28 protein-coding genes are annotated in these 25,136 nt (G+C 67.5%); 8 read left to right on the top strand and 20 right to left on the bottom strand.

Annotation, left to right across the window (positions count from 1 at the left end; translation table 11 throughout):
- Positions 1 to 47 precede the first annotated feature (47 nt).
- Positions 48 to 902, top strand: a complete 855-nt coding sequence (locus D0B54_RS00220) for an NYN domain-containing protein (RefSeq protein WP_117288202.1) — start codon at positions 48 to 50, stop codon at positions 900 to 902.
- On the opposite strand, the gene D0B54_RS00215 is transcribed toward D0B54_RS00220, so the two are convergent.
- Together D0B54_RS00215 and D0B54_RS00210 are read right to left on the bottom strand one after the other, a co-directional pair.
- On the bottom strand, positions 820 to 1,140 hold the full coding sequence (locus D0B54_RS00215) for a hypothetical protein (protein ID WP_117288201.1): 321 nt from the start codon (positions 1,138 to 1,140) through the stop codon (positions 820 to 822). The two genes, D0B54_RS00220 and D0B54_RS00215, sit on opposite strands and share 83 nt — an antisense overlap.
- 131 nt (positions 1,141 to 1,271) lie before the next feature.
- A complete protein-coding gene (locus D0B54_RS00210) occupies positions 1,272 to 1,898 on the bottom strand; it encodes a DUF480 domain-containing protein (protein ID WP_117288200.1) in 627 nt (208 codons plus the stop codon).
- 82 nt (positions 1,899 to 1,980) lie between these two features.
- On the opposite strand from D0B54_RS00210, the gene D0B54_RS00205 reads away from it, so the two are divergent.
- The gene (locus D0B54_RS00205; RefSeq protein ID WP_205527231.1) at positions 1,981 to 3,924 is read left to right on the top strand and encodes an alkaline phosphatase D family protein; all 1,944 of its coding nucleotides are present in this window, start codon (positions 1,981 to 1,983) and stop codon (positions 3,922 to 3,924) included.
- A gap of 201 nt (positions 3,925 to 4,125) precedes the next feature.
- On the opposite strand, the gene D0B54_RS00200 is transcribed toward D0B54_RS00205, so the two are convergent.
- The 3 genes from D0B54_RS00200 to D0B54_RS00190 form a co-directional block, all read right to left on the bottom strand.
- Positions 4,126 to 5,274: an alpha/beta fold hydrolase gene (locus D0B54_RS00200; protein ID WP_117288199.1), complete on the bottom strand. Its 1,149-nt coding sequence runs from the start codon at positions 5,272 to 5,274 to the stop codon at positions 4,126 to 4,128.
- A 106-nt stretch (positions 5,275 to 5,380) separates the two neighbouring features.
- The gene (locus D0B54_RS00195) at positions 5,381 to 6,271 is read right to left on the bottom strand and encodes a M23 family metallopeptidase (RefSeq protein WP_162932089.1); all 891 of its coding nucleotides are present in this window, start codon (positions 6,269 to 6,271) and stop codon (positions 5,381 to 5,383) included.
- 51 nt (positions 6,272 to 6,322) lie between these two features.
- The gene (locus D0B54_RS00190; RefSeq protein ID WP_117288197.1) at positions 6,323 to 7,444 is read right to left on the bottom strand and encodes a PQQ-dependent sugar dehydrogenase; all 1,122 of its coding nucleotides are present in this window, start codon (positions 7,442 to 7,444) and stop codon (positions 6,323 to 6,325) included.
- Between the two features lie 144 nt (positions 7,445 to 7,588).
- Between D0B54_RS00190 and D0B54_RS00185 the strand changes: the two genes are divergently transcribed.
- Positions 7,589 to 7,996, top strand: a complete 408-nt coding sequence (locus tag D0B54_RS00185) for a nuclear transport factor 2 family protein (RefSeq protein ID WP_117288196.1) — start codon at positions 7,589 to 7,591, stop codon at positions 7,994 to 7,996.
- Between the two features lie 211 nt (positions 7,997 to 8,207).
- Positions 8,208 to 9,638 (top strand): D-alanyl-D-alanine carboxypeptidase/D-alanyl-D-alanine endopeptidase, encoded by a 1,431-nt coding sequence (gene dacB, locus D0B54_RS00180; RefSeq protein WP_162932088.1) that lies wholly within the window; start codon positions 8,208 to 8,210, stop codon positions 9,636 to 9,638.
- Between the two features lie 197 nt (positions 9,639 to 9,835).
- Here dacB and D0B54_RS00175 read toward each other — a convergent pair whose 3' ends face one another.
- Together D0B54_RS00175 and D0B54_RS00170 are read right to left on the bottom strand one after the other, a co-directional pair.
- A complete protein-coding gene (locus D0B54_RS00175) occupies positions 9,836 to 10,891 on the bottom strand; it encodes a serine hydrolase domain-containing protein (RefSeq protein ID WP_117288194.1) in 1,056 nt (351 codons plus the stop codon).
- A 190-nt stretch (positions 10,892 to 11,081) separates the two neighbouring features.
- Positions 11,082 to 11,606 carry a demethoxyubiquinone hydroxylase family protein gene (locus D0B54_RS00170; RefSeq protein WP_117288193.1) on the bottom strand — a complete coding sequence of 175 codons (525 nt, stop codon included), beginning with the start codon at positions 11,604 to 11,606 and terminating at the stop codon, positions 11,082 to 11,084.
- A gap of 290 nt (positions 11,607 to 11,896) precedes the next feature.
- Between D0B54_RS00170 and D0B54_RS00165 the strand changes: the two genes are divergently transcribed.
- Positions 11,897 to 12,649: an SDR family oxidoreductase gene (locus D0B54_RS00165; RefSeq protein ID WP_117288192.1), complete on the top strand. Its 753-nt coding sequence runs from the start codon at positions 11,897 to 11,899 to the stop codon at positions 12,647 to 12,649.
- Positions 12,650 to 12,776: 127 nt separating this feature from the next.
- Positions 12,777 to 13,262 carry an RrF2 family transcriptional regulator gene (locus D0B54_RS00160; protein WP_117288191.1) on the top strand — a complete coding sequence of 162 codons (486 nt, stop codon included), beginning with the start codon at positions 12,777 to 12,779 and terminating at the stop codon, positions 13,260 to 13,262.
- 15 nt (positions 13,263 to 13,277) lie between these two features.
- Here D0B54_RS00160 and D0B54_RS00155 read toward each other — a convergent pair whose 3' ends face one another.
- Both D0B54_RS00155 and D0B54_RS00150 read right to left on the bottom strand, forming a co-directional pair.
- A complete protein-coding gene (locus tag D0B54_RS00155; protein ID WP_117288190.1) occupies positions 13,278 to 13,880 on the bottom strand; it encodes a hypothetical protein in 603 nt (200 codons plus the stop codon).
- A 35-nt stretch (positions 13,881 to 13,915) separates the two neighbouring features.
- The gene (locus D0B54_RS00150; RefSeq protein ID WP_117288189.1) at positions 13,916 to 14,518 is read right to left on the bottom strand and encodes a CC0125/CC1285 family lipoprotein; all 603 of its coding nucleotides are present in this window, start codon (positions 14,516 to 14,518) and stop codon (positions 13,916 to 13,918) included.
- 173 nt (positions 14,519 to 14,691) lie between these two features.
- On the opposite strand from D0B54_RS00150, the gene D0B54_RS00145 reads away from it, so the two are divergent.
- A complete protein-coding gene (locus tag D0B54_RS00145) occupies positions 14,692 to 15,738 on the top strand; it encodes a hypothetical protein (protein ID WP_162932087.1) in 1,047 nt (348 codons plus the stop codon).
- Positions 15,739 to 15,780: 42 nt separating this feature from the next.
- Here the strand turns inward: D0B54_RS00145 and D0B54_RS00140 are convergent, their stop codons facing one another.
- The 7 genes from D0B54_RS00140 to D0B54_RS00110 form a co-directional block, all read right to left on the bottom strand.
- The gene (locus D0B54_RS00140) at positions 15,781 to 16,644 is read right to left on the bottom strand and encodes a DUF4019 domain-containing protein (protein WP_162932086.1); all 864 of its coding nucleotides are present in this window, start codon (positions 16,642 to 16,644) and stop codon (positions 15,781 to 15,783) included.
- 25 nt (positions 16,645 to 16,669) lie between these two features.
- Positions 16,670 to 17,620 carry an RDD family protein gene (locus D0B54_RS00135; protein ID WP_117288186.1) on the bottom strand — a complete coding sequence of 317 codons (951 nt, stop codon included), beginning with the start codon at positions 17,618 to 17,620 and terminating at the stop codon, positions 16,670 to 16,672.
- 100 nt (positions 17,621 to 17,720) lie between these two features.
- A complete protein-coding gene (locus D0B54_RS00130; RefSeq protein WP_162932085.1) occupies positions 17,721 to 18,287 on the bottom strand; it encodes a hypothetical protein in 567 nt (188 codons plus the stop codon).
- A 26-nt stretch (positions 18,288 to 18,313) separates the two neighbouring features.
- A complete protein-coding gene (locus D0B54_RS24560; protein ID WP_205527230.1) occupies positions 18,314 to 18,841 on the bottom strand; it encodes an RDD family protein in 528 nt (175 codons plus the stop codon).
- 124 nt (positions 18,842 to 18,965) lie between these two features.
- Entirely contained in the window at positions 18,966 to 19,391 is a 426-nt protein-coding gene (locus D0B54_RS00120) for a DUF1801 domain-containing protein (protein ID WP_117288184.1), read from the bottom strand.
- Between the two features lie 21 nt (positions 19,392 to 19,412).
- Positions 19,413 to 20,264: a phosphatidylinositol-specific phospholipase C/glycerophosphodiester phosphodiesterase family protein gene (locus D0B54_RS00115; protein WP_117288183.1), complete on the bottom strand. Its 852-nt coding sequence runs from the start codon at positions 20,262 to 20,264 to the stop codon at positions 19,413 to 19,415.
- Between the two features lie 117 nt (positions 20,265 to 20,381).
- Positions 20,382 to 20,843, bottom strand: coding sequence for a MarR family winged helix-turn-helix transcriptional regulator (locus tag D0B54_RS00110; protein ID WP_117294918.1), 462 nt, complete (start codon positions 20,841 to 20,843; stop codon positions 20,382 to 20,384).
- A 146-nt stretch (positions 20,844 to 20,989) separates the two neighbouring features.
- Here D0B54_RS00110 and D0B54_RS00105 point away from each other — a divergent pair, with 146 nt between their 5' ends.
- Positions 20,990 to 21,763, top strand: a complete 774-nt coding sequence (locus D0B54_RS00105; RefSeq protein WP_117288182.1) for an alpha/beta hydrolase — start codon at positions 20,990 to 20,992, stop codon at positions 21,761 to 21,763.
- Between the two features lie 132 nt (positions 21,764 to 21,895).
- Here the strand turns inward: D0B54_RS00105 and D0B54_RS00100 are convergent, their stop codons facing one another.
- The 4 genes from D0B54_RS00100 to D0B54_RS00085 all read right to left on the bottom strand — a co-directional run bounded on the left by D0B54_RS00100 (position 21,896) and on the right by D0B54_RS00085 (position 25,093).
- Positions 21,896 to 22,459 (bottom strand): DUF6630 family protein, encoded by a 564-nt coding sequence (locus D0B54_RS00100; RefSeq protein ID WP_117288181.1) that lies wholly within the window; start codon positions 22,457 to 22,459, stop codon positions 21,896 to 21,898.
- Between the two features lie 36 nt (positions 22,460 to 22,495).
- Positions 22,496 to 23,221 (bottom strand): MBL fold metallo-hydrolase, encoded by a 726-nt coding sequence (locus D0B54_RS00095; RefSeq protein ID WP_117288180.1) that lies wholly within the window; start codon positions 23,219 to 23,221, stop codon positions 22,496 to 22,498.
- Positions 23,222 to 23,340: 119 nt separating this feature from the next.
- Positions 23,341 to 24,033 (bottom strand): alpha/beta hydrolase, encoded by a 693-nt coding sequence (locus tag D0B54_RS00090; RefSeq protein WP_117288179.1) that lies wholly within the window; start codon positions 24,031 to 24,033, stop codon positions 23,341 to 23,343.
- A 247-nt stretch (positions 24,034 to 24,280) separates the two neighbouring features.
- A complete protein-coding gene (locus D0B54_RS00085) occupies positions 24,281 to 25,093 on the bottom strand; it encodes an alpha/beta hydrolase family esterase (RefSeq protein WP_117288178.1) in 813 nt (270 codons plus the stop codon).
- Between the last annotated feature and the right edge of the window lie 43 nt (positions 25,094 to 25,136).

Below are 25,136 nucleotides of genomic sequence, written 5' to 3'. Positions count from 1 at the left end.
GCCCTTGCCAAGCCGTGCGATCATGAAGGCCGCCAGGAGGCCTTCCCATGTCCAGCAAGCAAGACATCAAGACCCACATCGCCCTGCTGATCGACGCCGACAATTCGCCGGCCGCCAAGATCGAGGTGATCCTCGCCGAGCTGTCCAAGTACGGCGTGGCCAACATCCGCCGCGCCTATGGCAACTGGACCAAGCCGGGCCTGAAGAAGTGGACCGACCAGCTGCATGGGCACGCGATCCGCCCGGTCCAGCAGTTCGACCTCACCAAGGGCAAGAACGCCACCGACGTGTCGATCGTGATCGACGCGATGGACCTGCTCTACACCACCAACGTGCAGGCCTTTGCCCTGGTGTCGTCCGACTGCGACTTCACGCCGCTGGTGACGCGCATCCGCGAGCGCGGGCTGGACGTGTATGGCTTCGGCGAGAAGAAGACGCCGGAGCCGTTCCAGAACGCCTGCTCCAAGTTCCTGTTCCTGGAACAGCTGGTGGCCGCCGCGACCGAGAGCGAAGCGGCGGACGTGGACGCGCCCAAGCCGGCGCCGTCCAAGCGCGCCAGCACGGCGGAGCTCAAAGGGGATACGAAGCTGGTGGCTTTGCTGCGCAATGCCGCGGAGAGCGCGGCGGACGAGAACGGCTGGACGCTGCTCGGAGCACTGGGCAACCAGATCGGCAACCAGGCGTCCTTCGACTCGCGCAACTACGGCTACAAGAAACTCGGCGACCTGGTCGAGGCCAGCGGCCTGTTCGAAACGCGGCGCGAGGGCACCCAGGTCCTGGTCCGCGACAAGCGCGCGGCCAGGACCGGGAAAGCCGCCGTCAGCGCAGCGACATCACGTACTTCTGCGTCTCCGGCGCCCCAAAAGCCGAAGCCCGCGACGGAGCCGCCGTCGGGCGGGTGACCGCAGCCGGCCGGGCCGAACCCGCCGTGAGCGGTTCGACGAAGCCGAAGGCCTGCAGTTCAGCGATCAGCTCGATCACTCCGGCGCCCGCCGGATGCAGCCGGGCCAGCTTGGCGATCGGCTTTTCGCCGTCGGTCGCAATCAGCAGGATGCGCAGCGCCTGTGACAGTCCGGCGGCACGGCTACGGATCTCCTCCCGTCCTTTCTCCGTCTTCACGTAGATCGTTTCGGGGTTCATGACTTGTGTCCTATAACAGGGGCCGGGTTGGCCCTTGTGACGTACTTCGCAAAAACCATGCACAAATAGGACGATCGTCCGATTCCCGGTTTCGCGAAACGCCAGCAGCGATCTCCTGCAGCTGCAAGCCCTTATTTAAGAAGGTCTTCCAGCAGCAGCACCCGCGCCTCCAGGGCCTGGATGCGGGCTTCCAGCGCGGCCAGGGCGCCGGGTTCGGGCCGGGAGGCCACGATTTCCGGCTCCGCCCACTCGCCACCACCGGCGTCGCCGCACAAGGTGTGTGCATAGCGCGCCTCTTTCTGGCCCGCCGCCCGGGGCAGCAGCACCACCAGGGGCTGGGCGCGGTCGGCCAGGTCGTTGAGCGCGGCGGCCAGGGCCTCGCCCTCGGTCGGGCCGCCCAGGCTCGCGCCGTTGGCACGCAGCTCCGCCAGGGTCTGAGGACCGCGCAGCATCAGCGTCGCCAGGATTCCCGCGGTCTGCGGCTTGAGCAGCAGCTGCGGGCTGAACTGGTGTCGGTACTTCTGGGCACGGGCGCTGAAGCTGTCGCGCCCCACCAGATGAAGTTCCTCCAGGCGATTCAGGGCGTTGCCGACATCGCCCTCGGTCAGGCTCAGCACCGGGCTGCGCGAGGTCTTCTGGTTGCCGGCCAGCATGATGGCGTTGACCGTCATCGGGTAGTACTGCGGCGTGGTGATGGACTTCTCCACCAGGGAGGCCAGCACGCGCGCTTCGGCGGGAGACAGCAGCAGTTGGGACATGGGGCGATCTCGTTAGGCCGGCGATGTTACACGTCGGTAGCCGGCGTCTGGTATATGCAGACCGCAGCAAACGGGGAAAAAGATGGGGACTCGCAGGGAATTCCTGAAGCAGGCCGGCGGCGCCGGCCTGGGCCTGGGTGCGGCCGGGCTGGCCGGCTGCGGTGACAGCGACAGCCGGGGCGGCAGCGGCGAGCTGACGCCAGGCCAGGTCCCGCCGGCGAATTTCGACTTTCCCACCGGCAGCCTGCTGCCCTTCGCCCATGGCGTGGCCAGCGGCGACCCGCTGGCCGACCGCGTGATCCTGTGGACCCGCGTTACCGAGCTGGCGCCGCGCAGCGGCGGCGTGCCCGTCACCTGGCGCATCGCCAGCGACCCGCTGATGCGCAACGTCCTGCGCAGCGGCACGCAGCAGGCCATTGCCGCCCGCGACTGGACCGTGAAGGTGGACGTCACCGGCCTGGCACCCGCCACCACCTACTACTACCGCTTCGAAGCCCTGGGCGCCTACTCCATCACCGGCCGCACGCGCACCGCACCGGCCGCGGCGGTCAGCGAGCTGCGCGTGGCGGTGCTGGCCTGCTCCAGCTACTGGTCGAGCTACTGGAGCGGCCTGGGGCACCTGGCCGCGCGCGACGACCTGGACCTGGTGATCCACTGCGGCGACTACATCTACGACTTCGTCGACGAGGACGAGACCGTGCGCGCGCGCCGCGGCCGCGCCGACACCGCCGACGTCGACTACCGCGACTGGCTCAACCTGGCCGAAATCCGCCGTCGCTATGCCCTGTGGCGCAGCGACCCGAACCTGCTGCGCGCGCACCAGCAGCACCCCTGGTTCATCGTCTGGGACAACCACGACATCGACGAGGGCTTCGGCAACGAACTGCCCACCGGCATCGACGGCAGCACGTCCACCGCCACGCTGGCCGACACCACGCGCGCCTTCTGGGAATGGACCCCCTCGCGCCCGGTGCTGGCCGACGGCAGCGGCCGCTTCCTGCGGGTGGAAGACGGCCGCTATCCCGAGCCGCCGGCGCCGCTGCTGGTCTACCGCAAGCTGCCCTATGGCCCGCTGCTGGACCTCTACGGCGTGGACACGCAGATCTACCTGCCAGGCCATGGCCTGGAGGCCGATGCCTCGCACCTGCCCGAGGGCGCGCCCAGCCTGTTCGGGCGCCGGCAGTTCGAATGGCTCACCGCCGACATGCTGGACTCCGCGCAACGCGGCGTGACCTGGCGCCTGCTCAACAACCAGACCTGGATCGGCCCCGCCGACACTCCCGACCTGATCGAGGGCGTGCCGCTGCCCAAGCTCGGCATCTCGCGCTGGACCGACTACAGCGCCGAGCGCGCCGCGCTGTTCCAGTACCTGCGCGGCGCCAACCCCGCGGAAACGCGCGTACGCAACAACGTCTTCGTCTCCGGCGACGTGCACGGCAACTGGGCCTCCGACCTGGTCGAGACCAGCACCGTGCTGCCGCCGGGCCTGGGCCTGGCGCTGCCCAACACCCGCCCCGGTTCCACGCCGGAAAACCTGCTCGCCGGCTGGGGCCGCGCACTCACCGGCAACCTGCCGGGCGTCAACCTGCGCGGGGCCTCGGTGGGCGTGGAGTTCGCGCCCAGCTCGATGGGCCGCGGCGGTGCCGACGAGCTGATCGCCAATGCGCTCGGCAGCGGCGCAGCACCCTTGCTCAACGTCGCCGGCGCGCGCGCGGTGGAGCTGGCGCTGCTGGTGGGCAACAACAACTGCCGCTTCGTCGAATGGGTCGACCACGGCTACGGCATCGTCAGCCTGAACGCCGAGCGCGCGATCTTCGAATGGTGGTGGCAGGACAAGCTCACGCCGGACGCGCCGGACGTGCTGGGCTACCAGATGGTGACGTTCACGCAGGAGAACGCGACGGCGCTGCCGCCGAGGTTCCAGGACCAGATCGACAGCGTGAGCGCGCACGGCATGAGCGTGGCGGCGACGGTGGGCGAGCGCGTGAGCGCGGCGGCGCCGGAGGGGATGTTGCTGGAGAGTTGAGCTTGTGTCTGTCCCCTCTCCCGCTTGCGGGAGAGGGATCAAGGGAGAGGGTTTCTGTAAGTCGTGGAAGGGCTAACCCAGCTACGTTTTACAGAAACCCTCTCCCGGCAACTGCTCCATGCGTTGCCCTACCTCGGGGGTCCATCCCCTCGCCGCCCTCCGGGCACCCTCTCCCATGAAATGGGAGAGGGGACGGAGTCGTCAAGTCGACCGCGCCGCCAGCCAGTCCGCCACCTGCGGCCAGATGTGCCGCGGCGCCTTGCTGCCGCCGAGGATGCCCATGTGGCCGCCCGGCACTTCCAGCAGCGTCTTGTCCGGACTGCGGGCGTGTTCCAGGATCGGGTGCGTGCAGCCGGTGGTCACGATCACGTCTTCCTTGCCCGCCACCAGCAGCAGGTTGGCGTCGATGTTGCGCAACTCGGCATCGCAGCGCTTGATCGGCAGGCGGCCCTTGGCCAGCACGTTGTCGGCCCAGAGGTACTGCACGATGTCCTGCATCACGCCGCCCGGGTAGGCCACCATGCCGTCGAGGAAGGCGCCGTTGGTGGCGTGGTCGCTGACGAACTCGCGGTCGTGCAGGTTGCGCAGCAGCTCGAAGTAACCCTGCAGGCTCGCCACCGGGTTGGTCAGCTTGAAGGCCAGGCTGTTGGCCCAGCCCGGCGAACGCCACCAGCGCGGCGAGGTGTTGTGCGGGCGAAAGCCGGTGCGCTCGCGCAGCCAGCGCAGCTGCTTGGACAGGCGCTGGTACTGCAGGCCCAGCATGCCGTTGTTGTGGTAGTCGCAGGGCGCGCCGACCAGGGCCAGGTTGACGATGTCCGGGTCGCGGCTCAGCGCGGTGTAGGCATAGGAGAACAGCCCGCCGAAGCTCCAGCCATGCAGCGACAGGCGCTGGCTGCCGCTGTGCGCGCGCACCTGCGCCAGCATCTTCGGCATCAGCTCCGCGACATAGGTCGCCAGGCGAAACTCGTCGTGCCGTGAATCCGGGCGGCCCCAGTCCACCAGGTACAGCTCGAAGCCGCGCGCGCGCAGGTAGCGCACCAGGCTGCGCTGCTCGAACAGGTCGTAGATCAGCATGTTCACGGCCAGCGGCGACACCAGCACCAGCGGCACGGCATGCACCTCGCGCTGCACCGGCACACGCTCGTCGAGCAGCTCGATCTCGTCCTGCGCCAGCGGCGGGTAGTAGCGCAGCTGCGCGATGCCTTCGCGGTGGATCACCTCGTAGGGCGTGCGCTCGGCCCGGACCAGCTCGTCGCTGCGCAGCAGGCGATCGCGCAGGTTGACGGTGCTGTGGGTGGCGGTACGCGCGAGGCGGCGGCTACGGCGGATCAGTCGCTGGTGCAGGGGCATCGGTACAGGCGGACGAGGGACGAAAGCGCGGCAGTGTACGGTCCGCGCGGGGGAACGCAATTGGCCGCAGCGCTGACGGCCCCGTCAGAAACGGTTGTTCCCTGTGCTAGGGCGTATCCACCGCCTCATAGTCCTCACCCTCCTCCAGCGCCGGCAGGATGCCCGCGTCGGTGGCCATGCGGATCGGCAGGGTTTCCTGGGTGAAGCCGTCCAGCGCCCGGGCGACGTGGAAATGCAGGTGCGCGCCATTGGAAAAGCCCGTGTTGCCCGAATAGCCGATCACCTGGCCAGTCCGCACCCGGATGCCGGGGGTGACGATGGCCCCGTACTCGCGCAGGTGGCCGTACATCGCCACCGTGCCGTCGTCGTGCACCACGGCGATGTAGTTCGCCTCGTTCTCGAACTTGGGGTCGTAGCCGCCCGCGGTGGAGTGATACTCCACGCGGCACACCACGCCCGCGCGTGCCGCCAGCACCTCGGTCCCCTCGCGCATGTCGAAGTCGTAGGCGTAGCGGCTGTCGCCCTGGTGGGTATGGCTGCCGTTGTAGCCCTGCGTCATTTCATGCGAATCGCCCGACGCCCAGGGCAGGCGGTAGACCACGTCGTCGTCGTGCCGGGCCTTGGCTTCGCCGCAGCGCCAGCCCCATTGCCACTGGTAGCTGCCGCTGCGGCTTCCGTCGATGCGAAACAGCTGGAACAGCGGCTTGCCCCGGGCGCCCCTGGAACTGCGCGTATAGGGCAGCGGGCGGTCGCCGCGCATGTTTTCCAGCTGGGCGCGCACGGTCACCGTCACCGGGAACTCGTCGGGCGTATCGAGCGAGAAATGGATGCGGTCCAGGTTCTGCTCGGTACCGATCTTTACCGGCCGGATCACCCCGTCGTACTTCTCGATGCTGCGGTATTCCGGCGTCTTGCGCTCGCAGCCGGCCAGGCACAGCAGCAGGGCCGGCCACAGTCGCAGGAGCAGGGCGCGAGCCGGCAATCGGAAAGAGGACATGCCGACAGTGTAGATCGGCCGCGGCGGCGGACCAACGACCCTGCCGCCGGTTCAGCCCTTCAGGCCCAGCTTCAGCAGCCGCCCGCCCTCATCGTCGGTCAGCAGGTACAGGTAGCCGTCCGGCCCCTGGCGCACGTCGCGGATGCGCATCTTCAGGTCGTAGCGCGCCTCGTGCTTCACGCGCTCGCCGTCCAGCTCCAGGCGCACCAGCTGGCCGAACTTCAGCGAGCCCACGAACAGCTGCCCGCGCCAGGCCGGGAAGCGGTCGGCGGTGTAGAAGGCCATGCCGCTGGGGGCGATCGACGGCACCCAGTAGTGCAGCGGCTGCTCCATGCCCATGCGCAGGGTCTCCCCCTTGCCGATCTTCGCCCCGGAGTAGTCGATGCCCCAGGTGATCACCGGCCAGCCGTAGTTGCGGCCCGGCAGCGGCAGGTTGATCTCGTCGCCACCCTGGGGGCCGTGCTCGTGCGTCCACAGCCGGCCGGTCTGCGGGTGGATCGCCGCGCCCTGCGGGTTGCGGTGCCCGTAGGACCACAGCTCCGGCCGCGCGTCCTTGCGCCCGGCGAAGGGATTGTCTGGCGGGATGCCGCCCTCGCGATCGATGCGGATCACCTTGCCCAGATCGTTGTCCAGGGCCTGCGCCTGCTCCATGCCCTTGTAGCGTTCGCCCAGCGTCACGAACAGCTTGCCGTCGGGCGCAAAGGCCAGGCGCGAGCCGAAATGATTGCCGCTGTTCATCGCCGGCTGCTGGCGGAAGATCACGCGCAGGTCCTGCAGGCCCTGCTCGCCCAGGCGCGCGTGCGCCACCGCCGTGCCGTTGCCGTCCTTGCGCGGCTCGCTGTAGCTGAAGTAGATGCGCTGCGTCTGCGCGAACTGCGGATCCAGCACCACGTCGAGCAGGCCGCCCTGCCCGCCATAAGCCACCGCAGGCACGCCCGCCAGCGGCGCCGACAGCCCGCCCTGCGCATTCACCAGGCGCATGCGCCCGGGCTTCTCGGTTACCAGGATGCGGCCATCGGGCAGGAAGGCCATGGCCCAGGGGTGGGCGAGCCCGCTGGCGACGGTTTCCACCTCGATCTCGCTGAGCGGTGCCGCCACGGCGCTGCCACCGCCGCGCGAGCAGCCGCCGACAAGCACCAGGCCCAGGGCCAGCAACAGGTTTGCGCCGCGCATCTGCCGTCTCCGCGTTCACGGGGACCCCGACCATAGCCCGGCGGCAGACGCACCGCCACGGCGCGGGTGCTGCCCCGTCTCAACGGGTGAGGCCGCCCCGCGACGGCTTGCCGAGGATAGGGCCACACCTCCAAGGAGCGCCCAATGCCCAGCAAAGCCCAGATCGAACTCGCGATCCGCACCCACTTCGAAGCCTGGAACGCCAAGGACAAGGCGCGCTGGATGGCCAACTTCGCCGAGGGCATCCGCCTGGAAGACCCGGTCGGCGGCCTGCCCAAGATCGGCAAGGACGGCCTGGAGAAGAGCTGGAGCAATTCCTTCAAGGACGGCCACGACTGGAAAATCGAACCGGTGCTGCTGCAGATCTGCGCCGACCAGGCTGCCTTGCACGTGAAGAACTACGGCAAGGTCGACGGCAAGCCGGTCGAGCTGGACTCCATCGAGATCTACACCATCGACGACGACGGCAAGGTCGCCTACATCCGCACCTACTTCAACCCGCCGGATGGCCAGCAGCTGGATCCTTATTTCCTGCAGCAGAAGAAGGGCTAGCTTTTCTTCCCTCTCCCCTCGCGGGAGAGGGACCGAGGGAGAGGGGGAACGTTGGCGATAACGCACTTGTTCGCCGTTTGAAGGCTCCCCCTCTCCCCGGCAACTGCTCCATGCGTTGCCCTACCTCGGGGATCCATCCCCTCGCCCACCCCCTCTCCCGCAAGCGGGAGAGGGGACATGTTTCGCTAGCAGCGGCATGGTAAAAATCCCCATGCGCCTCCTCCCCACACTCCTCCTCGCCTGCCTGCCCCTCGCCGCCGCCGCCGAGGACTGGCCCGCCCTGCACCAGCTCGAAAAGACCGGCGCCCGCGTCACCGCCGTCGCCGTCGACCTGCAGACCGGCCGCGCACTGGCCTCCTTCAACCCGCAGCAACGGCTCAACGCCGCCTCGCTGACCAAGATCGTGCTCGCCGCCGCCGCGCTGGAAGCCTGGGACCCGGAACGCACGCTCGCCACCGAGCTCTACGGCACCGGCAATCTCACCAAGGGCGTGCTCGAGGGATCGCTGATCCTGCAGGGCCAGAGCGACCCCACCCTGGAGCACCGCGACCTCTGGCTGCTGGCCGCGCAACTGCGCCAGGCCGGCGTGCGCGAGGTGAAGGGCGACCTGCTGATCAGCACCGCGCCGCTGGGCCGCCCCGCCTGCGAGACGGCGGACCGCTGCAAGTTCCTGCCGCGCAGCGACTCCTCCTATGCCGCGCCACTGTCCGGCATCGGCGTGGACTACGGCAGCTGGTGCGTGGACTTCTCGCCCAGCCTGCAGCCGCGCCATTGTTCCGGCGTGGCGCTGCCGATCCCGGTGGACGGCCGCGTCGAGGCGCGCAATGCCCGCAACGATTCGCCGCTGGCCATCGGCCGCATCCTCACCGCGGAGGGCGAGCGCATACAGATCTCCGGCACGCTCGACACGGGCAGCACGCAGCGCGTCTACCGCTCGATGGCCGAACCCGCCGGCGGCACCGGCCAGCTGCTGTGGCAGATGCTGGCGGAGCTCGGCGTCCGCGTGAGCGGCAACCTGCTCCTGAGCGAGGAAGCGCTGCCCGCCAAGGCCTGGCGCCTGGCCAGCGTGCAGGGCCTGACCTTGCGCGAGCAGCTCGCGCGCATGCTGCGCTATTCCAACAACTACATCGCCGACGTCATGACCCTGAAGCTGGCACAGGAAGCGCGACCCGGCCCGGCGCCGACGCTGGCGCAGTCCGCCACCCAACTCTCCGCCCGCGTCGTGCGTGCGCGTGCGGCCATGGGCGACGGCGCCGTGGAAGCGCCGCCGCTGTACAGCGGCAGCGGCCTGACCCCGGAGAACGCCTTGTCCGCGCGCGACCTCGTCGCCGTGCTGCAGGACCAGTACCGCAGCCCGCGCAGCTTCCCCGCCTTCTACGCCGGCCTGGTCGTGCCCGCCGACTCCGCCGGCACGCGCATGCGCGAAGGCAGCCAGGCCTGGCTCAACCGCACCGCCTTCAAGACCGGCACCATGAGCGAGCCGCACGCCGTGTTCGGCATCGCCGGCTATGCCCGCAAGCAGGACGGCGGCTGGATCGCCATCGCCGCGCTGGCCAATGGCGCGCCGGGGCAGGTGCTGAGCTCGCGCGAGACGCTGAAGTACATGCGTGCGGATGTCGAGGCGATGCTGGCGCGGTATTGATTGCAGGCATAACCCTCATCCCGCGAAATCCTGCGATCCGCTTCGACATCCGATTGTTCGACTACATGGTGCGGTTAAGAGGAAGAGATCGTCCGTACTTCCATCGACAAGCCACCCCTCACCCCAACCCTCTCCCCGCACGCGGGGAGAGGGAGCAAAAGCGCATTCAATCCATCGTTCACGCCGACCCACGCTGTCTACTGAGGCAACAGCTCCGCGAGAATCGCCGCCCGCGCCGCATTCCAGATCGCCAGGCCCTTCTCGGGCGTGCCGTTGATCAGCAGCACGGCGGTGTAGCGCTCGCCGAAGTCGATCCACGGCGTAGTGCCCAGCAGGCCGGGGTCGCTGATCTCGGGACCGTTGCTGCCCGGATGGTTGCCCGGCGCGGAGATCCACCAGCCCAGGCTGTAGCCCACCAGGTTCGCGCCCGCCGGCGCGGGAGTGAAGAACACCGGCAGGCCATCCACCTGGCTGTGCTGCAGGGCCTGGACCTGGGCGGGGGTCAGTACGGGCTTGCCGCCGCCGAGCACCATCTGGCTGAAGCGCAGGTAGTCCGCCGCATTGGATACGGCGCCACCGGCGATGCGGGGGTTCTCCATGTCGCCGTAGCTGAAGCTGTCCATGTGCAGCGGGCCGGTAATGCGCTCGCGGAACAGCGTCGCCCAGGTTTTTCCGGTGACGCGCTCGGCGATGTACCCCGCCACCTGGTAGCCCGCCGCGCTGTAGCCAAACCGCGTGCCGGGCAGGAAATCCAGCTGCGCGCCTGCAATCTCGGTGACGCATTCCTGCAATGTGATCGTCGCCGTGTCATCGAGGCAGGGCGAACTCATGGGCAGGCCGGAGGTGTGGTTCAGCAGCATGCGCAGCGTGATGCCCGACTTCGCCGCCGGCCAGGTGACGGCCTCGCCCAGGTAGCTGCTCACCGGCACATCGAGGTTGACCAGGCCTTCGCGCTCCAGCGTCATCAGCGCCGCCGCGGCGGGCGCCTTGCTGGCGGAGGCGATGGGGATCACCGCGGCCTGCGTCATGTCGCCGCCGGCACGCTCGAAGACGGTGCGGCCATCGACGTTCAGCGCAAAGCTGTAGCCCGTCACCTGCGCGTCGCCGGTCCCCACCGAGTTGTCCAGTGCCTCGGACAGCGCGGCCCAGTCATGGGCAGGCGACGGCTCGTCAGAACCCTGCAGGCTGCAGGCCGCAAGCGCGACCACCGCCAGCATCGAAAGGCTGCGGGCAAACGTCTGGACAGAAGTCATCGGGTGGAGCCTCCCTGGCCCTTGTATGTTCCGGTTGCCCGGAGTCTTCCATGGCCCGAGGTGTCGGGCGGTATGAAACGGTGTGGATCGGTACCAATGATCGCGGGCGCGGGGTTTGGTTCCCTGCCGGCAGCATCCGAATATGAGATGCGAAGCCCGTGCCAGCTAACTTGTCAGCGGGTTGGCCATCTCAGCACCTTTGCGCCAGCGTCTTCGAAAGCGCAGCGCCGCCCTTGGCGGTCGGCTCGATCAGCGCGTCCACCGCCGCGGCTTCCGGGCAATGCGCCTGCGCCTCGAGCTTGTGCTGCCTTTCATCCTCGAGGATGCGCAGGATCGTGGCGTGAACCGTGGCATCCCTGTGCTGGAAGAAATCGGCGGCCTCGGTCAGCTCCTTTTCCACGATGCCCTCGATGATGGCGGTGCTCTTCCAGATGGCACGTCGCCCGAACAGCGCGGTGAAGACCCCGTAGAGAATTCCGCCGCCGCACCAGAGCACGGGGAAGGGAACCCGCCGCGTCCGCTTCTGCCGGATCAGTTCTCCGAACAGGGCGTAGTGCTCCGTTTCGTGGGCATGCATCAGCGTCAGCTGGGGAATCAGGTCGCGATAGAAGGCGAAGGCGATCAGCCGATGTCCCCAGTACACGCCCGTCGCGCCCTTTTCGCAGGCATGAATCACCCTGAGATGCCGGTCGAACAGCGCAGCGTCCTTGTCCATCGATCTCGTCCCGCGACTCGCGTCCGCCGGCAGGAGGCTCGGCGCAGACCGTGAGTCAGCCGGCCATGCTGGGATGACGTCATCCCTCGGGCAAGCGGGCGCCGACCATCAGCGTCAACGACGCGACGGGTGGCAATAGGGCCTGTGGCGGCCCTCCGTTGGCCGACCCGCCGCCAACGCGGCCGGGGCTTGACTTGGCCTTTATTAAGGATAATATATATCCTTAAGGATGAAGCGAATCCTTAATTGACCCACAAGCCCGGTATCGGGTTCCTCGAGGAGATGCACCCATGAAGATCGTGATCATCGGCGGCACCGGCCTGATCGGCTCGGCCCTCACCCGCCAGCTCCGCGACGCCGGCCACGAAGTCCTCGCCGCGTCCCCCCGGACCGGCGTCAACGCCGTCACCGGCGAAGGCCTGGCGGCGGCCCTGGCGGGCGCGCAGGTGGTGGTGGATGTCTCCAACTCGCCCTCCTTCGAAGACGGCGAGGTACTGAGCTTCTTCCAGGACTCCACCCGCAACCTGCTGGCCGCCGCCGCCGCCGCGGGCGTGAAGCATCTGCTGGCCCTGTCCGTGGTCGGCACCGAGCGCATGCAGTCCAGCGGCTACTTCCGGGCCAAGTTGGCGCAGGAAGAACTGATCAAGGCCGGCAGCGTCCCCTACACCCTCCTGCGCGCCACACAGTTCTACGAATTCATGGGTGCCATTGCCTACACGGGCGCGGTGGGCGATACCGTTCACCTCAGCTCCGCCGCCCTGCAGCCCATCGCCGCGATCGATGTCTCCGCCGCCCTGGCCAAGCTGGCCGTGGAGGCGCCGCGCAACGGCACGCGGGAAGTCGCCGGCCCCGAGAAGCTGCCGCTGGACCAGTTCGTGCGCCGCTTCATGCAGAGCAGCGGCGATGCCCGCGCCGTGATCAGCGCCCCGGACGCGCCTTACTTCGGCGCGCCGCTCACCGACGAATCGCTGACGCCGGGCGCCAACCCGATCCTCGGTGCGACACGCTTCGAGGCCTGGCTGGCCAAGACGGCGGCGGCTTGATGGAACCGCGCCCCGGCAGGAGCGGCCACCGGCCGCTCCTGCCGAGGTGAATTCCCCGTACGGATTTCCCCGCAGGGGCGCCCGCCAGTACCCTTAGGCAAACGAGCTTCAAATCAAGGAATTGGAGATGGTACTCAAGAGCCAGGTGGAATGGGCCCTGCACTGCTGCGCCATCCTCTCGGGACTGCCCGCCGGCAAATTCCTGGCGACCAGGGACCTGGCGGAGCTGCACGGCCTGCCGAAGGAGTACCTGTCCAAGGCCCTGCAGGGCCTGTCGCAGGCGCAGATCGTGACCAGCACGCTCGGCCCCAGCGGCGGCTACCGCCTGGCCAGGGCGGCGAAGGACATCACGTTCCTGGATATCGTCGAAGCCATCGAGGGCAACCAGTCCACTTTCGTCTGCACCGAGATCCGCAAGAACAATCCCTGCCGCAAGACCGGGACCCGCGAAGGCAAGTCCTGCGCGGTGGCCCGCGTCATGTGGAAGGCCGACCAGGCCTGGCGCGCGTCGCTGCGCGACACCACGCTGGCGGACCTGGGCGAGACGCTGGCGGCGGATATCCCGCCGGCGCTGTACAAGGAAACCTTTGCCTGGGTCACGGCACGGACCTGAGCGCCCTGCCCGGGATCAGGGAGAGGGGCAGGCACCCGCCTCGCGTTCGTACCGTTCCAGCAGCGTACGCCCCTCCGCAGCCTTGGCCTGCGCCAGCACCTTGCCGGCTTCGGCGTCCTGCATGATGGCCATGAATCCTTCTATGACCTTCTCCATGCCCGACACGAGCAGGTCCCTGGCCGGGGCCAGACACGCCGATACCGCTTGCGCGGCGGCCTCCCGCTTGATGGCCTGCAGGCCCTCCACTGCCGCCACCAGGTCCATTCGCGCGGCGCTGCCTGCCAGCCTCTCCGCATCCGTCCAGCGGGCATGGAGCGAGGACAGCGCCGACATGGACTTGTCGAATTCCTCCTTCTTCCGTTGCCGCTGCAGTTGCTTGTCGGCGGCCACCCTCTGCTCGTCGGCCTGCTGCTGGCGCTGCTTCTCCTGCGCTTCGGCCATCTGAAGCCCCAGCTGCTTGGCTTCTTCCACGGCGACGCGCATCGCCTGCTCCCGCTTCTTGCTTGCGTCGTGCCACTGCATCACGGCGAAAAAGCCCACCAGGAGCACTACTCCCAGGAGAAGCGCGGACAGCAGCGACATCCCCTGCTGCCGGGGAGCGCGGTTCTTGAACCTCATATCCTCTCCACGGCCCACGTCGTTCCCTCCATTCCCTACATCGCCATCCCGCGCAGCTTGTCCGCCTGCTCCGCATCCAGCGCCCTGGCCTTGATCGTCGCCTCCACGGCCGCGCGCACGAACAGGTCCTTGCGCGCGGGCGGCTCGATCTTGGCATCGGCGTCGATGTACGGCTGCAGCTGCTCCATGATGCTTCTGGCATCCAGCAACGCACGGACATTGATGTCCGCCGGCACCGGCAGCCTGTACATGTTCACCACGGCCTTCGAGGAGTAGGTGGTGACGGAGTAGCTGTAGTACTGGACAGGCAGCACGCGCGTGCCGGTTTCTCCGGCACTCGCATCCAGCATCGTGAACTCGACGGGCCGCTCGCCCTGCGGGTTCTGCAGCAGCGCATGCTCGCTGGAGGGCTCCAGCATGAACAGATCGTATCCCTTCTCGACCGTCAGCTGGGCGCAGCGATAGATCCAGAAATTCCATACCCGCTGTTCCTGGGCATAGCCGTTGCCAAAGAAGGAAACGATGTAGCGGTTCTCCGCCAGCATCCGTTCCTTGTATCCGCCCGTCATGAAGTTGGGGCCATACGTGGTCGCACAGCCGCTCAGGAGCAGGCAGGCCAGCAGGGCCAGGCGTTTCATGTGCACAAAGACTCCCTATGACGAAATCGTGTTCGTTCTGGTGCTTGGAAAGCGATATCCGCCTAGGCTAATTCCAGCCTTTTCCGCAGTCCACCTGACGTGGTCGTCAGGTCCATGTGACGGAATGCGGCCGCGATTGCGCGCGGCGCAGCGCTTTGTCTAGAGTTCTGGCCATGCTCGATTTCCTCCGTCGCTTCGCGCCCAGGCAAAAGCCTCCGCCGCCCCTGCCGCTCCCCAAGCGTCCACCCCTGCTGCCGACCGTCATGATCGAAGGCCTTGGCGCGGTGGACCTGATCCCGCACCTGATGCGCTCCGGCAACTTCCTGTTCGCTGACTGGGACGCGATAGAGGCCACGCTCGCGCCGCTGCCCACGCCGCAGACCCGCAGCGCGGGCTGGGCCGCCTTCCAGCAGGCCTGGCTGGAGCACCTGGCCCACATGCTCGGCCCCTACTACCACGTGGCCGTCTCCGATCACGCGCTGGTGCTGTCCTCTCTGGAGGCCAACGTCGCGCGGGCCTCGCTCAAGTACCTGGAGACGACCCGCGGCCGCCTCGTCAACGGCATCCTCAAGGGCATCGCCGCGCCACCCCAGCGCGGCAAGTCCGTGCTCATGGTGCTGAACACCCAGGAGGAGTACTACGAGTACGTCTCGCACTACTACCCGGGGGACGGAGAGTTCGCCGTCAGTGGCGGCATGTTCATCAACGTCGGCGGCGGACACTTCCTGACCCTGCTCGACGACCTTTCCGTCATCGAGTCCACCATCGCACACGAGCTGACGCACAGCTGCCTCGCGCACCTGCCCATCCCCGCGTGGCTCAATGAAGGCATCGCCGTCAACACCGAGTCCCGCCTGGTGCAGACCTCGGCCACCTATGGCTACCCGCAGCAGATGCACCGCAGGATGCAGGCCTACTGGAACCCCGAGCGCATCCAGGCCTTCTGGACCGGCAGTGCCTACCTCCAGGCCGACGCGGGCTGCGAACTCTCCTACACGCTCGGGCGCGTCATGGTCGAGCAGCTGGGGCGTGACTGGGCGTCGTTCCAGGCCTTTGCGACCCAGGCCCATCTGCGCGACGCCGGGCAGGCGGCTGCGATGCTGTGCCTGGGGACCACTCTCGGCGCCATCGTCTGCGCCCTGCTGGAACAGGACTACTCGGCGGAGTGGGAGCCGGATCCCGCCTCGTGGCAGGGCGAGCCGGAGAAGGGGGCGTTCTGAGGGGCGTTCCCAGGATTCGGGATCGTGCCGCGGCGCCCTGCGCTACTGCGCCTTCGACTGCCCCCGCCTCTTCTCCAGGTCTTCCTTCATGCGCTCGTTCAAGGCCATGAAGTCACGGACGAGCTGATCGCAGGGCTCCTTCCCGGCCTGACACTGGACCTTCATGTCGATGTGCAGGGCACCGTCCCGCTCGACGACCGATCGCTTCACTGCAGAGGGATACGCCGGGTGGCCTTGCGGCGTGAAGGACCATAGCGCGATGTTCCCGGCATCCTGGTCCTGGACGATCGTCCAGCCCTGCTGCTCGCTGACCTTCGCCCCGGCTTTGGCCTTGAGTGCCGCCAGCGCCTCCTGGACGGTCTTGTAGCCAATGCTGGAACCCTGTGTCTCTGCGACCGGCTCCGGCTTCTTGGCGGCGGTGCCGAGCTGCATCGTCGACTCGTGGCGCATGACGCGGAACGGTTCGCCCTGCGCCGAATGCAGAACCACGAACTGGAAGTGCGCGGGGGCGCGCTCGTAGACGCTGTCGTACTCCACTGCCATGTAGGTCCCGGGCAGCGGGGCATTCGGCGGATCCTTGTAGACCACGACGCGGCGCAACTTGCGGCTCCTGAGCTTGCCCAGGGCTTTCGTGGAAGTCTCGAGGTCGGTCCGCCAGGCGTCCGGTGTCACCTGCTGCTTGAAGAGGTCGGTGAACTGGGCGTAGGACTCCTGCGCCTTTCCGGCCGCAAGCAGGTCCAGCCACGCCGTAGCCGTTGCGATGGCTTCCGGCTCGCGCGGATCGGCGACACGGTCCTGCATCGGCTGGGCGACACTGGCGACGGACCAGGCCAGCGCAACCATCGCGGCGATGAATGCGCCGCGCACATCCCGGCGCCTCCGTACCGCATTGACGGCCTTGCTCATCGATCTCTCCGAAACAGGGTCAGCATCACGGTGCGCGCCATTCCGCCGGCGAATGTGCGTACGCCTGCGACTTCCAGGACGCGGCAATGCCGATATCGTAGCCATGGACAATGGTCACCCGGATGCTGTCCAGTGCCGCCGCCGAGGGGTCCGTGGCAAGACCGAGCACGGCCAGCCGCTTCGCGCGCTCCGGATTCTCCACATCGCTGTCGCGGACATAGACGACCATGTCCATGAAGCGGGTCTCCTGCTGGCTGCTTCCGTTGGAGAACCAGCTCTTGCCCTTGGTCACCTGCGCGTGCCTCACGCCCGCTTGCGCCAGCACGGCCTGCTGCACCTTGAGAATGCCCACGAACGGCTCGTCGTTGGCCAGCCGCATCGTGAAGTACGGCAGGACTCCCGAAGCCACGATCAGCACCGCGCAAACCACCAGGTGCAGGGCCCAGGGCCGCGCCACCTCCAACGGTGCCGACGGGCCCGCCATGACCACGTACGACCCCGCCAGCAGATCGTGCAGGCCCTGCCGCGTACGGCGGTTGAACACCAGCAGGTAGCCGCTTGAAAGACCGACGCCGAAGATGATGATCGTCAGCAGGTATCCCCACCCGGAGAACATGATCTCCTGCGGCAGCTGCAGGTTGTTGAGGAACCAGGGTACGCCCAGGGGCAGGAAGCGCAGGAGAGAGAGCGACAGCGACAGCGGACTGCCATCGCGCGTCACCACCCTGATCTTCAGCAGCCGCTTGCCGGGTGTCTGGCCTCCGCTCAGGCGGCTGTCCAGCGGAACGAAGTACAGCATGGCGATGCTGAAGCCCAGCAGCCGCCCCCAGGGGCCCAGCTCCGCCAACTGCGGCGCCAGGCCGAGCCCCAGCACCAGGCCAACGGCACCGAGCAGCAAGCCATCCACGAAGAACGCGCCGACCCGGCGCCAGAAGCCCGCAATCCGTGGTGCCTCGCTTGAAGGGTCTGCTGTCATGCCTGTTTCCTTTCTGGTTCTGGGCGAGGAAGAGAGCCAACTCCTCCTTATTCTGCAGCGGGCAGATCTGTTTCCCCGGGAATTGATCTGGCTGCTTTGGTCAGAAGGTTCCAGGGCATGCTTCCGGCGTTCGCTGCGCAGAAGGCTCCGGCGACCGGCTGACGATCTGTCCCGGCCCGCGCTGCAGGCGGTAGATGCCTATGCCGCAAGCCTGGTCCGTCTCCGCGTACTCCACTTCGTACTGTGCGCCAGGCTGTGGATCGAACATCATGCTCAGCCAGCAACTCTTCACCGCTGCAGACATCACCTGAACCCGGAAGATCGCGAACACGAACTTGCGGTCTGCAGGAATCAATCGCTCGATCGGCTGTGTCGCCGGCCCAGCCTCATAACCGACCATGCCCAGGGTGTTGCCGCTTTCACGGACTTGCGGCGGCACACGGCCCAAGGGGTCGTTGTTGATGCCTCCCAGCACACCCATCAGTCCCGAAGGCGGATCCTTGTCGCATTGCGGCGAGCTGTAGGCTGTCACCAACACCGGTTGCTCCGGTGCCGTGGCCTTGAACCGGACCCTGGCGGTCGGCTCCCGGTCTGGGACGCGGTAGTAGGTTTCGCAACCGGCGAGCAGGAATACCGCGGCACAGCAGGCCGCTCTCAGGACACTCATCGTCGTTTTACCCATTTTCCATCAGTCTAGGTTTGGTCGATCCTGATGGTAACCGTCCCCGCCAGTCCGTCATTCACCAGGGTCCGGACGATGGCTTGCAGGTAGGTGCAGGGCTTGCCGCTGCGCTCGTCGACCACGGCGAGCCTGATCCACTTCTTGCCCAGGCTCTGCCCGTTCGGAAGTCCGTCGGCCAACAGGAAGTACGCCGTGCCCCACAGGCCGCCGATCACGTCGCCGTATTCCAGCCCCGCGCTGGCCGCAATGAGCCCCATCCCGATGAGGCCGACCGCGATAGCCCTGTCGGCGACCAGGGCGACGATCTTCTCGCCCGCAGACGGGATCATGCGCTGTGCCTGCTCCTCCCTCTGCAGCTGCTCCCTCACCGCAGCCTCGGCCCGGCCGCGCGTCGCGGGTGACACGCCGCGGTCGCGCAGCACCTGGTCGACGACCTCCAGCGCGGGTTCGGTAAGCACGCCCCTGGCGCTCAACTCGACCAGCTCGGCCGTCGCCTTGCGGTCATAGGTCTTGCGCAGCTCGCTTGCACCGATCGACATGCTCTTTACCAACGCAGGGATTGCAGCAAGCCTAGAGCTACCGGGCGAGGAGCGTCTACCTGAACGGAGTGTCAGGTCCTGTTTCGCATGCGCCTCGGCGCGTTTCGCGGCGAGCCTGGCGCAATCAGCCTCTTGCGCGTGCGGCCTTGCGCTGCAGCCGATAGCTCAGCGCCATGGTGATGCAGGACGCCAGCGCCTCCTGCGGCAGCTCCTCATCCGGCATGAATACCAGCGCCCGGTTTCCCTCGAAACGGAAGTCCCGCGGGTACAAGGCCCTGAAGCTGCTGACGAGGGTGGTCCTGCAGTTGAAGTACAGCGCGTACTCGCCGGGACGGGCCTTCTTCCAGCCCAGGCGGATCGTGCTGCCGCTGCCGGAGCGCGTGACGTAGGCCGGCTCACCCCACTTGAGCGTTTCCTCCAGCTCGCCGACGCCCGGCGTGGCCGCCGCGGTGCGGAAGACCCGCTCACGCAAGGCCAGGAGCTTCCTGCGCATATCGGGCGGAAAGGCCTGGAAGGCTTCTTTCACCGCGGGATTCGCGAAGGGCTTCATGCGGGTGAGTACCGGGCGGGATCAGTCGCAGGGTGCACGCTGGAAGAACTCGCGCAGCCCGTCCAGGTCGTCGGTGTTGAGCCAGTCCACGCCTTCCGCCAGCAGCGTGCACCACAGGCGGTCGCGCGCCTCGCCAGGGGCGTCGGGCGTGCCGTACAGCCGCAGCTTGCGGCCGGCCGCATGCGTGCGCCGCACCGCATCCTGCAACTTGAGCCGCTGGGCCTGCGGAAACTCGCCGCTGCCGTCCCAGCCGAACTCCCCCGCCCAGTCCGCGCTGATCAGCGGCATGAACGCCGCCGGCGCCGGATCATCCAGGTCCGAGAGCCGGCCGTCGTAGGCCGAACGCCGCACGGCCGCGGCCTCCATGTCCGCGCGCGGCCGGTTGCCCGAAACCACCACGTCCACCGCGCCGGGGTGCATGCCGCTGGCGTCGTAGCGCGTGAACAGCTCGCCATGCTCCGCCAGCTGGCTCTCCAGGATTTGCCAGGTTGCCGGCCCGGCGCTCTTCAGGTCCACCAGCAGCTGCAGCCTCTGTCCCTGCGCAACCAGATCGCCCGAACTCGCCCGCGTCGCCAGCGGCTCCAGGTACAGCGCCCGCAGCGTCCGCCCCGGGCGGATCTCCGCGAGGCTGTGCGCCACCGCGAGGTCGCCGCCCAGCGTGCGGTACACGTCCGCCTCCACACTGCCGAAGCCGCGCTGCAGCGCATCGATCAGCGGCGTTTCGTGCAGGTAGTCGTTGTGGGCATGCGCGTGCTGGCGCATCGCCTGGTCCACCCCGGCGCTGGCGCCGGGCACGTCGCTGTCGGGCGGCGCGCTGGAAGAGCAAGCGGCGAGCAAGGTCAGCAGGGCGGTGGCGAGCAGGGGCTTGAGCATGGGGTTTCGGGTTCTGCGCACGGAGAATACCGACAAGCCTAGCGCCCTGGCGTTACGGCGCCATGTGCGCGGTGGGCCTGCGCCGCGCGCTTCCGAAGGGCCTTGGGCGCCGCGCCATCACTGCGCAGCGATGGCACTGGCCAAGGCGTCGCGCAGCGTCCGCACCTGCTCGTTGAGGGCAATGATTTCCTTCACCGTCATGCCGGACTTGCGCAGCAGCGCGTCGGTCAGGCAGCCGGTTTCCCGCTGCAGCTCCTTGCCCTTGTCCGTCAGCCGCACGGTGACCTGGCGCTCGTCCTTCGGGTTGCGCTGGCGCGACAGGAACCCCGCCTGCTCCAGCCGCTTCACCAGCGGGGTGATCGTGCTGGGCTCCAGCGCCAGCCGGTTGGCGATGTCCGTGATGGTCTGACCGTCGCCCTCCCAGAGCGCGCTCAGCACCAGGTATTGCGGATAGGTGATCCCCAGGCCGTCGAGCATCGGCTTGTAGGTGCGGTTGATGGCAATGCTGGCCCCGTAGAGGGAGAAGCAGAGCTGGCCGTCCAGGGGGATGGGTTCGGGGCGGGGGGCAGGCTTGGCCATGGTCATTCACCAAATTTCGAAGCACATCAACATATTACCGCGAAATTAGTTATCGCGGCAAATTTGTTCTTGACAAGCGTCCGTCGCCTCTCTAGGATTCACTTATCGCGATAAACATTATCGCGAACAACCAAGGAGTAAGTGACATGAACAAGTTCCGCACCCTGCTGGTCTCCGCCGCCGCCCTGCTGGCTTCCGCCGGTTTGGCCCCTGCCCAGGCCGCTCCCGCCCCCCAGGGCATCAAGAACGTCGTGCTGGTCCACGGCGGCTTCGTCGACGGCGCCGGCTGGCAAGGCGTCTACAACATCCTGAAGAAGGACGGCTACAACGTCAGCATCGTCCAGAACCCGACCCTGTCGCTGGCCGACGACGTCGCCGTCACCCAGCGCGCGATCGACCAGGCCGACGGCCCCGTGATCCTGGTCGGTCACTCCTACGGCGGCGTCGTGGTGTCGGAAGCCGGCAACAACGCCAAGGTGAAGGGCCTGGTCTACATCGCAGCCTTCGCGCCGGACAAGGGCGAGTCGGTGAACACGCTGATCGCCAACCCCGTGCCGGGCGCGCCGGTGCCGCCGATCCTGCCGCCCAAGGACGGCTTCCTGCTGCTGGATCGCAGCAAGTTCGCGGCCTCCTTCGCGGCGGACGTGGACCCGGCGGCTGCAGCCTTCATGGCGGACTCGCAGGTGCCCTGGGGCGTGGCCGCGCTGACCGGTGCCGTCACCCAGCCCGCCTGGGCCGCCAAGCCGAGCTGGTACCTGGTGGCCAAGGACGACCGCATGATCCCGCCGCAGGCGCAGCGGGGCATGGCGCAGCGTGCAGGCTCGAAGGTGGTCGAGACCGCCGGCAGCCACGCGGTCTACGTGTCGAGGCCGGCGGTGGTCGCCGCGCTGATCGAGCAGGCGGCGCGGGCTGTAAAGTAGGAAGAGGAAGCGGATCGAACCGGAGCGCCGTGTGGCGCTCCGGTTTTGCTGTTGGGATCGCAAGCGGCGGCACTTGGGGGAGTCAATAAATCTGTCGCCTTCGAGTCCGGTCCCCTTTGGGTCGCCGGCCGCTCAGAGAATCCGATGATCGGCATCGAAGCGAAGCTTGCTCCACTTCGCATGAACTTCCGGTGAGACCAGGATCGGGAAGTAGGCATCGGCATCCCGGTCCAGATAGGCGAGTACCAGCCCTCTTTTCTGCACCGCCGTCTTCAGCGGCCCATCGAGCTTCGCAAAGGCCTTTCCTCGCCCGGCATTGCCAGCCAGCGCCGTGAACTGCTCGAGCTCTTCCTTGCCGAAGCATTCCGCACCGGCTTTCCGCAGGAGCTCCTGTATCACGTGGACCACCTCCGTACCGCCGTACGCCCAGTCGATGACATCTGAGCGCCCCTCATCCTGCAGCAACTGGAAAAAAATGCCGGCGGCTCTTTCTCCCGGCGTCGGGTCACGGTCATCCGACATCCAGGGCGGCTCCGTATGACTCTCAGCGCAGAGTTGTTCAAATCTCTCGGGGTCATCGAAGCACTCGGCCGCCTTGCGCCCCAACGTCTCTCCCGCGATATCCGACAGCACCTCCACGATTGCCGCTCGCAGATCAGGTACCGATCGGGTCAGGCCGAAAATCCTTGCCAGCACGTCAGGCTCCTGGATCGGATGGAAGAACGGGAATCATCAGGCACAGATCGCATCGGCAAGCGCGCGCAGGAGCTTCGCGCCATCGCCGCGCCATGCGCTGCCGTGCATGCAGGCAAGCGTTGTCGGCTTGGCGGCGGCCAGGCGCTCCAGCATGGGGCGGGCGTTCTTCGTATGAGAGAAGTAATCCATCTGGTGACGAAACGCCTCGCTCGGCCCGAGGATGTCCGACTCGGTCAGCGGTGGATTCCCGGAGCCGCCCTGCGTGAACAGGTCACCGCAGAACAACGTGCCGGTCCGCTCGTCCATCAGGAAACCGCATTCCCAGGCGTGCGGCAGATGAGGGGCGTCGAACCACCGGACGGAATGCTTGCCCAGTGACAGCAGCTCGCCATCGGCAAGCGCGCGCGGCGGCCGGTCCGCCAGGTCGCCGATCGACACCATCGCCGCGACCGTGCCGCACAGGGGCGCAGACTGTGGCGCCGCCGCCAGCCATTCGTTGAGCGAGCCGCACTCGTCGGCCTCGACGTGCGAAAAGGCGATGTGACGCAGGCGCTCCAGCGGCAGGATGTTGGCCACCGCTTCCCGTACCAGCGGAAACAGCTTGCGCGGCCCGGTGTGGAAGAGCAGCGGCTCGTCGTCGTCGATGAGGTACTGGTTGAAGGAGAAGCCGCCTCCCGGAATGACCACGGGCGTGCTGATGCGGTAGATCCCGTCGGCAACCTCGTGAACCGTGGTCCCGGACTGCGTGTTCGTGATCGCCATCCGCCTCTCCTGGTACGGCCTCGAATCCAGTATCACTTTCAACCCGGCGCGCGCGCAACGCAGCGGAGCAGCTTGCAGGGCTGTCCGGCAAGTAAGACCGTCCCCTCTGCGGTCCCGCTTTACGACACCGCGGCGGCGGCCTCGGCGATAAAGGCGGAGACTTCTGCCGGCATCGACGCCAGCGAGGCATGGCTCGCCGCCAGGGTGATGACCTTGCGTGCCGCCAGCCGCGCCGACATGCGCTCCTGGTTGGCCGGGGCAATCATGCGGTCCTCGCTGGAGATCTGGTACCAGCTGGGCTTCTTCTTCCAGGCCGGGGCGGTCACGGCATCGCCGAAGGTGCTGGCCAGCGGCGCCTTCTGCGTCACCGCCATCACCAGCGCCTCGTCGCGCGTCAGGTCCTGGCAGAAGCTTTCATGGAACTTGTCGGGCCTGACCCAGAGATAGCCGTCGCTGTCCGGTGCAAGATTGGGAACGGCCACCGGCGGATGCTGCTGGGTAATGGCGCCCGGGCTCTCGCCCGCATCCGGCGCGAAGGCCGCGATGTACACCAGGCCCGCGACATTGGGCAGGTCGCCGGCCTGCGTGATCACGGCGCCGCCGTAGGAATGCCCGACCAGCAGCACCGGCCCCTGCACCTGCGCCAGCATCTTGCGGGTGCGCTCGGCGTCGTCGGCCAGCGAGGTCAGCGGCAGTTCCACCGCGCGGATCGACTCATAGCCGCGGCGCGTCAGTTCGACGATCACCTTGCTCCAGTGCGCCGCGCCGCCCCAGAAACCATGCACCAGCACGATCGTGATGTTCTTGTTCATCGGATGCTCCCCGTCAGGATGTCGCTGACTGTCGCAGCACTGCAGGGCCCGTCAGCGGATCGGCGATGCAGGCAACACCGGCGGGCACCGCTCCCCCGGCGCATATTCGAGGCCAGCGAGTATGCGCCCGCCATTGGGGAGGCCTCAATGCGGCGCCCCGGGGCCTGGAGCGGAACGGGTTGGTGAAAAAAGAAAAGTCCGCTCGTACCGGACAGCCCCGGCACGAGCGGACTCTTCACAAGGCCCTTCAGGGAAGCGGATGAGCCTGGAAGAACGCCCACATGCGGTTGCGGATGTCGTCGGCGTCGCTGCCGAACGGCCAGTTGTGCGACTGGAAGTACTGGCGCAGCCAGACTTCCGTGCCGCCGGCGCAGCCGGTGTAACGCTCGAAGGCGGAGCCGTTGACGGTGGTGGTCACCGAGCCGGTGCAACCGTTGTTGGTCTTCCAGAAATCACGCGCCGCGGTCGCACGGAAGTAAGGCACGATGGGGTCGAAGGTGCTGTGGAAGATTGCCACCGGCACCTTGCGCTGGGGAGAGCAGCTGGCGAACTCCGCGGTCGGCAGGTAGCCGGCGTACGGCGCCACCGAGGCGAAGGTGCCGTCGTCATCGCAGGCGACGCGATGCGACATCATGCCGCCGCGCGAGAAGCCGGCCACGTGAATGCGCTTGGGATCCACGCACCACTGGCTGGAGATGTCCGCGGCCACCTGCTTGAGGAAGGGGGTGTCGACCGAGTTGTCCGTGAGATCCCACCAGGCGTTCAGTGCCTTCGGGTAGGCGACGATGAAGTTGTGCGAAGCGGCATAGGGCGTCCAGCCGGTCTCGTTCTCGTGGAACGAGGGATTGGAGCCGCCGCCGTGCAGGGCGATCAGCAGGGGCACTGAGCCGCCCACCAGGCCGGCCGGCACGTTGAGGGTGTAGCTGCGCGAGCCGATGGTCCGGGTCACCGTACCGGCGGTGGGCTCCAGGCTGCAGGCCTGCTGCGCCATCGCCGGCGCGGTCGACAAAACACCCCAGGCCACGCCCAGCATGCCGAGCACTTTCAACAACTTGTTCATGATCTCTCCCCATTTTGGTCAGCCGGGGGAAGACCCCGCCGGA

This window comes from Solimonas sp. K1W22B-7, from assembly GCF_003428335.1.
Taxonomy (GTDB): Bacteria; Pseudomonadota; Gammaproteobacteria; order Nevskiales; family Nevskiaceae; genus Solimonas_A.
The sequence above is the reverse complement of the archived record's forward strand: the minus strand, read 5'-3'. Positions and strand labels throughout refer to the sequence as shown.